The organism is Mucilaginibacter rivuli, assembly GCF_019391655.1.
Classification (GTDB): domain Bacteria; phylum Bacteroidota; class Bacteroidia; order Sphingobacteriales; family Sphingobacteriaceae; genus Mucilaginibacter; species Mucilaginibacter rivuli.
The window spans coordinates 560,310-573,412 of sequence record NZ_JAHXPQ010000004.1; the positions used below are offsets into that span (position 1 = coordinate 560,310).

The window sequence follows — 13,103 nt, forward strand, 5'->3', positions numbered from 1 at the left end:
TAAGCCCCATGCAGCACCCTGCGCCAATAGCCTTATTTGTGTATAACCGGCCCGAGCATACCCGCCGCACGCTGGCGTATTTGCAAAAAAATTTATTGGCAGAGGAGTCGCGCCTATACATATTTTCGGACGCGGCTAAAAGCGAGGCGGATGTTTTTAAGGTTGACGAGGTAAGGCAGCTGATCAAAAAGGTGGAAGGATTTAAAAGTGTAAAAGTTATTGAGCGTAAAGCTAACCTGGGTTTAGCTAACTCTGTTATTGCCGGTGTAACGCAATTGGTTAATGAGTATGATAAGGTAATTGTGTTTGAAGACGACCTATTGTCATCGCCATATACATTAACGTATTTTAATGAGGCGTTGGAACGATATGCCAAAGAAGAAAAAGTAATGCACATTGGAGCATACATGTACCCCATTGATAACGATGGTTTACCACAAAGCTTTTTTTACCGCGCAGCCACAAGCTGGGGTTGGGCCACCTGGGCACGTGCATGGAAGTACTTTGAGCCTGATGTAGATGCCTTGATCGGTCAGTTTGATAATAAAAAGATACTGCAGTTTTCTATCGAAGGAAACATGAATTTCTGGAAACAGATAAAAGAGTTTAAAGCGGGTAAAAATAACTCTTGGGCCATACGCTGGTATGCTTCTATATTTTTAAAGGGCGGTTTAACGCTTAATCCATCGCGCTCGCTGATACATAATATTGGGAATGATGGTAGCGGCATACATTCCAATAACGAAGATATTTATAAAGTGAACATGGCCGATGAGCCCGTAGTTTATTTCCCGGATAAATTGGTGGAGAGCGCGGATGCGCACCAGGCTATCAAACACTTCCTGAAAAACCGTAAAGGTAGTTTAGTGCAAAGGCTGGTACGGTTTGTAAAGCAGCAACTCAGCAAATAGTTTATTGCTCTGCCACAAAATCAGCATTCAGGTTATAAATAACGTTTTTTATACTATCTATAGCCGGTTGGTATTTATCATAGTGCTGTTCTTTGATGCCTTTATAATACAGCTCCATACTCCGGCATTCCAGGTCGATAACCCGTGAGTGAAAATCGGCTTCCTTTTTTAGTTTTGATGGTAAGATGAACGCTTTTACCTGTTTGTTTTCGGATCGGAGTTCTTTCAATAAAGGCAGGCCGCGCTGTTCTATGGTATCAAGCATTTCTTCTTTACTTTTACCATATTGAATATAAAAACAACGTTTTACATTGTCTTCGGTAACCTTAACTTTTTCTACAAGTATTTGGTAATCCTTTATTTTATAATCGGGTATGATAACCATACTTGAACTTACAAATACCAGCGTAATAATAGCTACAAGCCATGTACTCCACTTAATTGAGAAGCGATATTTGTTGGCAATACCTAAATAAAATATCCAGCCAAAAATATAGCCTGAAATTAGACCGCCAAAATGCGCCGCATGGTCAATACCGTTTCTCCATGGGGCTATGGTGATGGCCAGCATCACGGCGGTGCTTATCAGTATTGCCCTTCGGGCGTTATGCTCATAAAAGGGCGTACTTGCCAGCGCCAGTAAAATGCCAAACAAACCATATATAGCGCCTGACGCGCCACCGCTAACACCATAATAATGCCATGATACCGATGCCGTGCTGGCACATATTCCTGTAAGAAGATACAGTAATAGAAAATTCCACTTGCCCAGCTTTGATTCTATCATCGAGCCGATGTAGATAAGAGCGATCATGTTCCCGATAAGGTGCAGGGGCGAAAAGTGTAAAAAAGTATTGGTAACAAGCCGCCACACCTGCCCGTGCAATACACTTGAGCGCGCGCTGAAGCCAAGGTTTAAATACAGCTTTTCGAAAGGGTTTTGGTGGATATCAAACTTACCGCTCTTTTCCATTATCATGGCCAGCACCACCATAAAAAAGCTCATTAATATGTATACCGCAACATTAACAGCTACAAGTATGGGTGTGATGAAATAATAACGTTGCGGTACAATGATGTTAAAAAAATCGTGTAATTTTTCTTTACCCACCATTGGTGGCTCGGCAAGGTTGATAAACTGATTTTCGGGGATGCTGTCCATCAGTTCTTTTGTTCTTTCCTGCAGGTTGCTGCTTAGTATAGCGTCGGTGTATTCCAGTTCATTAAATAAGAGCCGCAGGTTTTTTGCATTTTTACCATAGTCGGTCAAAAAGCCCTGGTAGCCTACGCATTCACTTTTTATAACAGCCCAGTTTTCAGTTACCCTTACTGATACCTCTTCGGAATAAGATTCAAACGAAATATTGGTGTAGGCAATTAGCCCATCATGATTAAAATAGCTGATGTGCCAGCCAAGGCCAAGCATGGCATTGTAAAGCAGTGTAAGGTAATGGTCCGGGTCATAGCCACCCAGTGGAATAATAGTTTGTTTATAGGGTGTTATTCCGAAGGCCATATGCTATTTCGCTTTTGCGGAAGTAACAATATACGGCGATAAAAATTCCGATTCAAAAGGAATGATCTTCACAATCGTTTTTCCTATCACCCATATTAGTTTGGTAACAAATTTGGCCCATGCCGAAGAACTGTCTTTATTCTCCAGCCATACAGTAAAACGGCCGTGGTAGCTTACTTCAATTTCGGTAAGGCCAAGCTCGGTGTATATGTTGCGCAGCAGCTCCAGGTTCATGCTGGCAATGTTGTGTTTGCTGTAATTTTCCGGGTCGAAGGTGCGTTGTATCCATCCGTTTACGCCTGTAAAGTTTGGCAGTGTAATAAATAGTGTTCCGCCCGGGTTGAGTAAGGTAAGATGGGTTTTAATAATAGCTTTGGTATCAGCAAAGTGTTCAATCAGTCCGAATGAGAGCACCATATCATACTTCTTTTCGGGCTGATAGGTAAACAGGTCGGTTTCTATGATCGAGATATCATCCCGCTTCATATCGTTAGCTTCCAGCAATTCATTCACCAAACCTTCATGCACAAAGTAATCCAGCAGGGTGGTATCCAGGTTTTGATACTTTTTTAGGTAAATGGTATAATATCCCGGGAAACCGCCCAACTCAATGGCTGATTTAATGTCATTCTTTTTAATGAGTTTAGCCAGCAGATCGCCAAAAACATAGTTGGGTTTAAGGTAAAATATGAGGCCCTTTCTTGATTCCCAAAATGCTTTCCAAAAAGCGCGGTCGGTTAAATTATTATCCATTATTTATATCAGATGCGTAACATCTTCTTTTTTCTCTAATATCCTCGCGGGGTTGCCCACTACTGTACAATTATCGGGGATGCTTTTGGTAACTACCGATCCGGCGCCGATAATTACATTATCGCCAACCACTACATCGCCAACAATGCAAACATTGGCGCCAATATCAACATTATTGCCAATACGCGGGCAGCCCGAAAAGCTGCCATCAGCAAGCTTTTTATGGCCTATGGTTACTGAGTTGCGCAATACTACATTATCGCCAAGCACCACACCCTGGTTAACCACCAATGCCTGCCCGTGGTAAATGATCAAACCTTTGCCCGCGGTTAGCTTTCGCGGAAGCTCGATACCTAAAAACCACTCGATGGTTACGCGGTACCAAACCAGGTAGGGAAACAGTACCACCTTTGCCACCATGCTACAGTTGATGAGTTGCACCAGCCTGAAACAAAACAGAACAAGCTGCCCTTTAATGTTACCGCGGTTGGCTTTGCGGTCCTGAAATAAGTAGGCAAAAAAACTCATGTTATGCTGGTGTGCGTATAATGTTGATTTCTCAAAAGTAAAGGTTTCATTTAGTATTATTATACTTGCTTTGCCAAATGGCACTAAAAAATGAAAGTTACATTAATTAACACATCCGATGCCGGTGGCGGCGCGCCTGCAGCCTGCATGCGTTTGCTTAACGCGCTGGCGCCGGATGGAGTTGATGTACACTTACTGGCACAAAATAAATATACTGCCGAAGAGCGTGTTGAGGCTGTTGCCGATGATGCGCTGGGCGAGTTGAAAGCCAAAATTGATTTTTATTGCGAGCGCATCCCATTCATATTATTTCATGAAAGGGATGAAACGGTGCGTTTCGCTTTTTCTACGGCTCCTGCGGGATCGAATATATCAGATAATCATTTGGTGAGGAATGCGGATGTATTGCATTTGCATTGGACTAACTCGGGTTTTTTATCCATCAAAAACATCAGGCAGCTTATCGCCCTGAACAAACCTGTTGTGTGGACATTGCATGATATGTGGGCCTTTACCGGTGGCTGCCATTATTCTGGCGATTGTGATCGTTTTTTGAATGAGTGCGGTAATTGCCCTTTGTTGAAAGACGCATCGGATAATGATATATCCCGCAAAGGGTGGAAACGAAAAAAGGAACTGTATGCCGGAGTTAAAAACCTGGTGTTTGTAACCTGTAGCAACTGGCTGGCCGAAGTAGCCCGAAGCAGCTCATTGTTAAAAGACTTCAGAATTGAAGCCATACCCAATCCGATAGATACCGACCTGTACTCGCCTCAAAATAAAAGTAAAGCACGTGCCAAATTGGATATAGCTGCCAATGCCAAAGTAATACTTTTTGGCGCGGCAAATATTAACCATACCCGTAAGGGGATAACCTATTTGGTGGAGGCGCTTTACCGTTTAAAGGCTGATTACCCTCAGCCCGGCAATATAGAAGTAGTAATATTTGGTAAGAACAAAGGTTTTGACATAGCGCAGATCCCGTTTAAGGTGCACCAGCTTGGCATCATTAACAGCCAAAGCAAACTGGCCGAAATTTATAGCCTTGCCGATGTTTTTGTACTGCCATCGTTAGAAGATAATTTGCCCAATATGGTAATGGAGGCCCTGGCCTGCGGTACACCTGTGGTGGCTTTTAATACCGGCGGCCTGCCCGATCTGGTAGATCATAAGCAAAATGGTTATCTTGCGGCATACAAATCTGCCGAGGATATGGCTAAGGGGATAGATTTTGTGCTCAATTCGGCAGAGGGTAATATGCTGTCATCGGCAGCGAGAAACAAGGTGGTTGACAATTTTAGTAATGAAATTGTGGCTGCAAAATACAAAGCATTATACCAATCGATACGATCATCATCATGACGGATATCCGCCCAGTTTTATCGGTAATTACAGTAGTTTATAATAATGTACGCGATATTGAGCGTACCATGCTTTCGGTTCTAAATCAAACATATCCCCATATCCAATATATTGTTATTGATGGCAAATCGACAGATGGGACAATGGATGTGGTTAACAAATACAGGGATAGAATAACGAAGATAGTGAGCGAAAAGGACCGCGGTATTTACGATGCCATGAACAAGGGCCTTACTATGACGGAGGGCGACTACGTTATATTTATGAACTCGGGCGATGAGTTCTACGCGCCCGATACTGTTGCCAAAGTATTTGCCACAGCCCCGGGAGGCGATATTTACTATGGCGAAACCGAAATGATAAACGACAAGGGCGAAAGCCTTGGGCAGCGCCGCCACAAAGCGCCCGAAAAATTTAACTGGCGTGGCTTTAAATATGGCATGAGCATAAGCCACCAGGCCATTTACATTAAGGTAGGCCTATTGGGGCCCTTTGATAAGCGCTATAAACTGAGTGCCGATATTGACTGGATAATACGAGCAGCGCAAAAAGCATATAAAATAATTAATGTACATGCGTTTGTTGCCAAATACCAGGTTGGCGGCATGTCTAAAAACAAACACCTGCAAAGCTTAACCGAGCGTTTTCTGATCATGTGCAGGTATTATGGTATTGTGCCCACGCTGTTTTACCATGTTGTTATCTTTTTTAGGCTGGCAGGGTATTTTATAGTGAACAGGCGTACAAATGATTGATAATAAAAAAGGAGAGCCACCGGCTCTCCTTTTTTATTATGTGAGGAATTAATGTGTTAAATTATTGAAAGAAATAACCTACAGAAATGCTGGTTACGTTGTTTTTAACAGTGACGTTACCAGAACTTTTATCATTATTAAGGTTGGCTAAACCTAAGCCATAGCCCGCGCTAAATGATAAGCCGCTTTCAAAACGGTAGCCCGCTAAAATGTTCAGTCCAAAATCGGGATTAGCTATATCATTTGTGCCACTGCCAAATTTGTTGCCGTTTGATGCTGAAACACCGTAGCCAAAGTATGGGCCTGCGCCAAAGAAAAATTTACCCGAGCCCGAGCCTGTGCTATACAATAAGTTTACAGGCACTTCGATATAGCCCAATGTTGAACCTGAAGCGCCTTTGCCTGAGTAAAGTATACCCGGTTGTATAGAGAATGAATCGCCCACAGGGATATCAGCAACACCGCCGATGTGGAAACTGGTAATGTTACCTGAATTTACTGAATACCCACCGCCAGATGCCGTAAGGCTGGCAAAGTTTACCCCGCCTTTAACGCCAAAGGTAACCGCGCTTTTTTGTGCATAAGAAAAACCAATTGACCCCGCAATAAGGCCCAGTACTAATAGTGCTTTTTTCATAATAATAGTTAAGGTTAAATATTGAAATAAATATATATAAACTATTATGATAGTTTATAATTGAATTTTAAACTTATTGTATTGATATTCATTTGGTTATATTTGGCTTTACAAAACGGGATATAATAAAAGCGAATAAACCCTGGAATAATCCGAAAAAGGCGCCTATAAAAGGACCTGTAATAAGCATTAATACCCTTGGGTGATTGTGAAGCGGATTGGTTGAAAACATATTCACCATTTCGGGGTGGTGCTGGGCATATGAGCGGTAGAACAGCACATGCGCTATCATGATCCAGACGCAATTAAACATACTTACAAAAAAACCATGTAAAAATATTTTTTGAGTGCAGGTTTTAGCGATGATGTACCCAACGACGATAAAGATCGCCAACCAAAAAAGCGGTTCAATTTTATCGGGTATTAACGAAATTGTACCAAAGGCCATTACCAGCCCGAACAACGAGAGTTGAAAAATGAGTTTCCAGTTCATGATTTAAGGTTTAGGTTTAAAAAATAGCTTAATAAAGATAGGTAATAATTATATATGGTGTATCCTAAAGGTAAATAGTTTAACTTTAAAACTGATTAGAATACGATTAGATGGTTTGGTACGAAGACGAAGTGAAAAGATTAGAGGCAGAGCGCCTTGCCTATACATACAACCCCGAAACAATTTTTTATGGCAGTTCATCCATCAGGATGTGGGAAACGCTGTATTCAGATTTTGCTGATTTTAAACCGGCCAACCTGGGTTTTGGCGGCTCAACCCTGGCGGCCTGTGTTTGGTATTTTGATAGATTGCTGTTGCCCTTAAACCCAAAGCAAATAGTTTTTTATGCCGGCGATAACGACTTGGGCGATGGGCGCCATCCCGAAGAGATATTTATATTCTTTCAGCAAATGATGGCGCGTGTGCAGGCAGCCTATGGCGATATCCCGTTTGCGTACATCTCTGTTAAACCCAGCATAGTGCGATGGAATTTGAACGAGAGTATTAAATATACCAATAAATTGATAGCGGGCGAGTTGGAAAAATATCCGAACGGGCAATATATTGATATATACAACAGTATGCTGAATACTGAAGGAAAACCAAAAAACGAGCTTTTTTTGAACGATGGCCTGCACATGAGCGCCAAAGGATACGACCTATGGAAACCTGCCGTATTAAACTATTTATCGGGCGTAGTGCAGGTTTAACAATTTGATAATAAATATAAGTAGGCTTACTGATTAGATTTGGCTTATTAATGCAAAGGGAATATCATAAATGGTATAGCGAGCAATTGCAAAAAGATATGGAGCTGCTGGTTTTTGGCCATGCGGGCGCCCGTGTTATTTTTTTCCCCACAAGGGGCGCGCGCTTTTACGATTATGAGAACTGGCGTGTAATTGAGGCCATTAGCGATAAGATAGATAACGGCTGGCTACAGGTATATTGTGTTGATAGTGTTGACCACGAAAGCCTGTACAACCGGGAAGCGCACCCTACCCAAAGATTAAACAGACATTTGCAATATGAGCAATATATTTTGCAGGAGGTAATAACCTTTTCTGAAAAGAAAAACCCCGGTACCTTTCTTTGCGCGGCGGGTTGCAGCCTTGGGGCCTACCACGCAGTAAATATCGCGTTTAAGCACCCTTACCTTTTTAATAAAGTAGTAGGCATGAGCGGCCGGTATGACCTTACCAAAAACATGGGCGTTTTTATTGACCTGCTGGACGGGCATTACAACGAAGACAGTTATTTTAATATGCCCAACCAGTACATTGCCAACCTTACTGACGAGTACCTTTTACACTGCTTAAAAAGCATGGAAATTGTATTAGCCATTGGTAATGAGGATGCTTTTTTAGCAGATACCGTTAATTTGAGCGAACTTTTATGGCAAAGAAACGTATCAAACGCATTATATATTTGGGATGGCGAGGCCCATAAAGCCCGTTTTTGGCGTAAAATGGTACAGATTTATTTATAACTAAAACTTTTTTGCCTTAAAACCATTATTTAGTGGCTGTAATTGCGCAACTAATTATAATTAATATACTTTTGTTAAAACTAAAATTTAAAAACTAATAACAAGCAATGAACATTTTTGTAGGTAGTCTTCCGTTTAAAGTTGAAGAAAGCGAATTAAAAGAAGTATTTGAAGAGTATGGCGAAGTATCGTCGGTAAAGATCATTATGGACAGGGAAACCGGTCGTAGTAAAGGCTTTGGTTTTATTGAAATGCCCGATGATGAGGCAGCTCAAAAAGCTATATCAGAAGTTAATGGTGCTGAATTACATGGCAGAACCATTGTGGTTAACCAGGCTGAAGAGAAGAAAGAACGTCCTGCAGGCGGTGGTTTCCGTGGTGGTAGCCGTGGCGGAAATGGCGGCGGCGGCTTTAACCGTGGCGGAAGCGGCGGTGGCGGCGGTTTCAGAAGATAATTTTGAGTACTCAAGTATAGGGCTATGGTTCCATAGCTTTATTTTTCCCGGAAGACTATACATATAGTAACTCCATCAGCAGGTTAATTATTTGCTGATGGAGTTTATATTTTATACCCATCCCATTTTTTGTTTCTGCTTCCTGTGTTACCGGGGCTTAGCGGTGGTAAATAATTGCGCTATAACCTTCAATTCGGCATCTGTTATCTGGTCGGGCGCATCAAACTGTTGTTTAATAAGCGCTTTTGAAAAGGTTATAGTGCCACCGGTGGTTTTTACCAGTACGCCATCATCATAAACTGCATGGCCTTTATAATCGCCTATAAAAGGGTCGATATGCGATAGCCTGATCAATAACTCAACAATTGCGTAAGTAGGTAAGGTGTTTTTCGTCACCCCGCAAAATTAGGTTAATAAATTATTGACTTATAATTAAGCTTTTGTTAAGCAATTTGGTGTGCTTAACATTGAATTGTTGATTTGGAAATGTATAACAGTGGTTTATGACGTAAAAGCCGATGCAGGGTTTAGCAAGATGCCAACATGGCAGTGTTAATCGCAGTGTAATTTTTTGCCCGATATAACAACCTTTTTTAAAAATGATCCGTCTAATCAGTATAAAACTTTATTATTGCTGATAAACAATGTGCTAAGTGCAAATGTTAAAAAACAATGTAATTGTGGATAGGATGTAGCTTACGGATGCTTGCTTTAATGAAAACACCTGTTTATATTTACAAAGTGAGGTACAGGTTCCTACCGCCTGATCTTGGATTTTATAATAATGAAATGTTATATCATTATTATGTCTGTTTTTACTTGCCGGTTTAAGCTTGGCAATGTTGTTGATAAGTTAGTTAAAAACACGCTGGTTTAGTTTTGCAAATTATTAGATTTAAAGCGTCGGAAAAAATATTTTTGAAAGGTATATTATGGAAGCTAAATTTTCGCCCCGCGTTAAAGATGTGATCTCATATAGCAGAGAAGAAGCCCTACGCCTCGGACATGACTACATTGGCACAGAACATTTGTTGTTAGGGCTTATCCGCGATGGGGACGGAGTAGCAATAAAGCTATTAAGAAGCTTAAGTGTTGATACGGCGCGTTTACGCCGTGCAATAGAAGATGCCGTTAAAGGCACATCGGGCACAAACGTAAACATAGGCAGTATCCCGCTAACAAAACAAGCCGAAAAGGTATTGAAGATCACTTACCTTGAAGCTAAAATTTTTAAAAGTGATGTAATTGGTACAGAGCATTTGCTGCTGTCGATACTGCGTGATGAGGATAATATCGCATCGCAGATACTGATGCAGTTTAATGTTAACTACGAGATATTTAAAGCAGAAGTGGAATCGCATAAAAATGATGTAACGGATGAGATGCCGGGTTCATCAACAGGGGGCGATGATGATTTCCGCGAGGAAGAATCATTTAGCCAGCCTAAAAAAGTTTCTGATATCAAATCGAAAACACCGGTACTTGATAATTTTGGTCGCGATTTGACCAAAGCTGCCGAAGATGGCCGTTTGGATCCGATTGTTGGCCGCGAAAAAGAAATTGAGCGGGTATCGCAAATCCTGTCACGTCGTAAAAAGAACAACCCGATATTAATTGGCGAGCCGGGTGTTGGTAAATCGGCTATAGCCGAAGGACTGGCATTACGCATCGTTCAGCGCAAGGTATCGCGCGTGTTGTTTAACAAACGCGTAGTTACGCTGGATCTGGCATCGTTGGTTGCCGGTACAAAATACCGCGGCCAGTTTGAGGAGCGTATGAAAGCCGTAATGAACGAGCTTGAAAAATCGCCGGATGTTATTTTGTTTATCGATGAGATACATACCATTGTTGGCGCAGGTGGCGCATCGGGCTCGCTTGATGCATCCAACATGTTTAAACCCGCTTTGGCCCGTGGCGAGATACAATGCATTGGCGCAACTACTTTAGACGAGTACCGCCAGTACATTGAAAAGGACGGCGCTTTAGATCGTCGTTTCCAAAAGGTAATGGTAGAGCCTGCCACTCCTGATGAAACCATCGAGATATTAACCCGCATTAAAGACAAATACGAAGAGCACCATGGTGTAACGTATACTGATGAGGCTATTTTGGCCTGCGTTAACTTAACTGCGCGTTATATTACCGACCGTTTCCTTCCGGATAAGGCTATTGACGCTTTGGACGAATCAGGATCACGTGTACACTTAACCAATATCCATGTGCCACAAAACATCCTTGATGTTGAGGCTAAGATAGAAGCGATCAAGATAGAAAAGAATAAGGTTGTTCGCAGTCAGAAATATGAGGAAGCAGCTAAACTAAGGGATACTGAAAAACATTTGCTGGAAGAATTAGAGCAGGCCAAAGCAATTTGGGAAGCCGAAACCAAAACCAAACGTTATACCGTTACCGAAGATAATGTTGCCGAAGTGGTATCGATGATGACCGGCATACCGGTACAACGTGTTGGCCAGGCTGATAGCCAGAAACTGCTGAACATGGCTGAAAAGGTTGCCGATAAAATTATCGGACAAGACCCGGCCATTAAAAAATTGACTAAAGCTATCCAACGTACCCGTGCCGGATTGAAAGATCCTAAAAAACCAATTGGTTCGTTCATATTTTTAGGCCCTACAGGTGTGGGTAAAACAGAGTTGGCCAAAGAGCTTGCCCGTTTTATGTTTGATACCGAAGACGCCCTGATACAAATTGATATGAGCGAATACATGGAGAAATTCGCTGTATCACGCTTAGTAGGTGCGCCTCCGGGTTACGTTGGTTATGAAGAAGGCGGACAGTTAACCGAAAAGGTACGCCGTAAACCATATGCTGTTGTATTGCTGGATGAGATTGAGAAAGCCCACCCGGATGTATTCAACATTTTGTTACAGGTGTTGGATGAAGGACAATTAACTGATTCATTAGGCCGTAAGGTTGATTTCAGGAATACGATCATCATCATGACATCGAACATTGGCGCACGCCAGTTGAAAGATTTTGGACAAGGTGTTGGTTTTAGTACTGCTGCTAAAGTTACCCAGGCTGATGAGCACTCGCGCGGTGTGATCGAAGCTGCTTTGAAACGCGCTTTTGCTCCGGAGTTTTTGAACCGTATAGATGATGTTATAGTGTTTAACTCGTTAGGCAAAGATGAGATATTCAAGATCATTGATATCGAGTTGGCTTCATTGTTCGGCCGTGTACATGCTTTGGGTTACCAAATCGAATTGACCTTAACCGCCAAAGAATTTATTGCCGAAAAAGGTTATGATTCACAGTTTGGCGCCCGTCCGTTAAAACGTGCCATCCAAAAATACCTGGAAGACCCGATTGCCGAAGAGATACTAAAAGGCGAACTGACCGAAGGTGATGTGATGGAAGTTGATTTTGATAAAGAAACAAGCGAAGTCAAAATTATAGCCAGGCATGTAAGTGCAACTGCGGCCCCAAGTAAGCCATCTAAAAAAGAGGATAACACCAAAACAGAAGAGAAAGAAGAGAAGTAATTTTCTGACCAACGTTCTTCTACAACAAAGCCTCCCGACTAATAATCGGGGGGCTTTTATTGTAATAACTATCTTTTAGCAGTAGCTTTTGGAGCGGCAGCTTTAGCTTTTGCAACCACTTTCTTTTCGGTAGCTGTGGCTTTGGTTTTGGCTTCGGCGGTTATAGTTTTAGCTTTATCCGTTGCTTTTTTAACGGTTTGGGTAGCTTTTGCTTTTGCCCCGGCAGTTGTGGATTTAGCTTTGTCCGTTGCTTTTTTAACAGTTTGGGTAGCTTTTGCTTTTACATCGGCAGCAGCTGTTTTAGCTTTTGCAGTAGTTGCGGCAATTTTTTTAGTGACTGTGGGTTTTTGGGCTGTCACCTTTTCTTTTATTGCATCAATTTTTTCTTCAGTAACCTCTTTAAGGTCTTCGGCTTTATCTTTGGTATCATCCCAAAGGCTTTCTATGCTGTTTATAACCTTTTCGAAAAATCCTTTTTCTTCCGGCTTGTTGTCTGGAGTATTCATAATTTTATTGATTTTAATTAATGTTACAATAACCCAATAGTTTGGTGTTTGTTTTAGCTTTCAATAACCAATGGCGCATACTTATTATTTTAATAAATTAATTTCTTTATTAAATAAATATTTGCGAGATTGGTAATATTATTCATTCCCCATTGAATAAGAGTGCCAATTAGAAGTTGCCGTTCGGATATT

The 13,103-nt window shown here is 41.6% G+C and carries 14 protein-coding genes; 7 read left to right on the forward strand and 7 right to left on the reverse strand.

The window, feature by feature from the left end; genetic code table 11:
- Nucleotides 1-8 precede the first annotated feature (8 nt).
- Nucleotides 9-911: a glycosyltransferase family protein gene (locus KXQ82_RS12465; RefSeq protein WP_219488704.1), complete on the forward strand. Its 903-nt coding sequence runs from the start codon at nt 9-11 to the stop codon at nt 909-911.
- A gap of 1 nt (nt 912) precedes the next feature.
- Here the strand turns inward: KXQ82_RS12465 and KXQ82_RS12470 are convergent, their stop codons facing one another.
- Genes KXQ82_RS12470 through KXQ82_RS12480 form a run of 3 tightly spaced genes read right to left on the reverse strand, consistent with a single transcriptional unit; the run spans nt 913 to nt 3,708 of the window.
- A complete protein-coding gene (locus KXQ82_RS12470) occupies nt 913-2,427 on the reverse strand; it encodes a rhomboid family intramembrane serine protease (RefSeq protein WP_219488705.1) in 1,515 nt (504 codons plus the stop codon).
- Nucleotides 2,428-2,430: 3 nt separating this feature from the next.
- Nucleotides 2,431-3,180, reverse strand: coding sequence for a class I SAM-dependent methyltransferase (locus tag KXQ82_RS12475; RefSeq protein WP_219488706.1), 750 nt, complete (start codon nt 3,178-3,180; stop codon nt 2,431-2,433).
- A 3-nt stretch (nt 3,181-3,183) separates the two neighbouring features.
- The gene (locus KXQ82_RS12480; RefSeq protein ID WP_219488707.1) at nt 3,184-3,708 is read right to left on the reverse strand and encodes a DapH/DapD/GlmU-related protein; all 525 of its coding nucleotides are present in this window, start codon (nt 3,706-3,708) and stop codon (nt 3,184-3,186) included.
- Between the two features lie 90 nt (nt 3,709-3,798).
- Here KXQ82_RS12480 and KXQ82_RS12485 point away from each other — a divergent pair, with 90 nt between their 5' ends.
- Nucleotides 3,799-5,070: a glycosyltransferase family 4 protein gene (locus KXQ82_RS12485; protein WP_219488708.1), complete on the forward strand. Its 1,272-nt coding sequence runs from the start codon at nt 3,799-3,801 to the stop codon at nt 5,068-5,070.
- Entirely contained in the window at nt 5,067-5,825 is a 759-nt protein-coding gene (locus KXQ82_RS12490) for a glycosyltransferase family 2 protein (protein WP_219488709.1), read from the forward strand. The genes KXQ82_RS12485 and KXQ82_RS12490 overlap by 4 nt, the downstream gene beginning before the upstream one ends.
- Nucleotides 5,826-5,886: 61 nt before the next feature.
- Here the strand turns inward: KXQ82_RS12490 and KXQ82_RS12495 are convergent, their stop codons facing one another.
- The gene (locus tag KXQ82_RS12495; protein ID WP_219488710.1) at nt 5,887-6,462 is read right to left on the reverse strand and encodes a porin family protein; all 576 of its coding nucleotides are present in this window, start codon (nt 6,460-6,462) and stop codon (nt 5,887-5,889) included.
- An 88-nt stretch (nt 6,463-6,550) separates the two neighbouring features.
- Nucleotides 6,551-6,955, reverse strand: a complete 405-nt coding sequence (locus tag KXQ82_RS12500) for a hypothetical protein (RefSeq protein WP_219488711.1) — start codon at nt 6,953-6,955, stop codon at nt 6,551-6,553.
- Between the two features lie 110 nt (nt 6,956-7,065).
- Here KXQ82_RS12500 and KXQ82_RS12505 point away from each other — a divergent pair, with 110 nt between their 5' ends.
- The 3 genes from KXQ82_RS12505 to rbp all read left to right on the forward strand — a co-directional run bounded on the left by KXQ82_RS12505 (nt 7,066) and on the right by rbp (nt 8,899).
- The gene (locus tag KXQ82_RS12505) at nt 7,066-7,665 is read left to right on the forward strand and encodes an SGNH/GDSL hydrolase family protein (RefSeq protein ID WP_219488712.1); all 600 of its coding nucleotides are present in this window, start codon (nt 7,066-7,068) and stop codon (nt 7,663-7,665) included.
- Nucleotides 7,666-7,715: 50 nt separating this feature from the next.
- A complete protein-coding gene (locus KXQ82_RS12510; protein WP_255563641.1) occupies nt 7,716-8,444 on the forward strand; it encodes an esterase family protein in 729 nt (242 codons plus the stop codon).
- Nucleotides 8,445-8,551: 107 nt separating this feature from the next.
- Complete coding sequence (gene rbp, locus KXQ82_RS12515) at nt 8,552-8,899, forward strand: RNA-binding regulator (protein WP_219488713.1); 348 nt, start codon at nt 8,552-8,554, stop codon at nt 8,897-8,899.
- A 147-nt stretch (nt 8,900-9,046) separates the two neighbouring features.
- On the opposite strand, the gene KXQ82_RS12520 is transcribed toward rbp, so the two are convergent.
- On the reverse strand, nt 9,047-9,295 hold the full coding sequence (locus KXQ82_RS12520; protein ID WP_219488714.1) for a hypothetical protein: 249 nt from the start codon (nt 9,293-9,295) through the stop codon (nt 9,047-9,049).
- A 536-nt stretch (nt 9,296-9,831) separates the two neighbouring features.
- Between KXQ82_RS12520 and KXQ82_RS12525 the strand changes: the two genes are divergently transcribed.
- Nucleotides 9,832-12,405 carry an ATP-dependent Clp protease ATP-binding subunit gene (locus KXQ82_RS12525; RefSeq protein WP_255563642.1) on the forward strand — a complete coding sequence of 858 codons (2,574 nt, stop codon included), beginning with the start codon at nt 9,832-9,834 and terminating at the stop codon, nt 12,403-12,405.
- Nucleotides 12,406-12,473: 68 nt separating this feature from the next.
- On the opposite strand, the gene KXQ82_RS12530 is transcribed toward KXQ82_RS12525, so the two are convergent.
- Nucleotides 12,474-12,911, reverse strand: a complete 438-nt coding sequence (locus KXQ82_RS12530) for a hypothetical protein (protein WP_219488715.1) — start codon at nt 12,909-12,911, stop codon at nt 12,474-12,476.
- Nucleotides 12,912-13,103 lie beyond the last annotated feature (192 nt).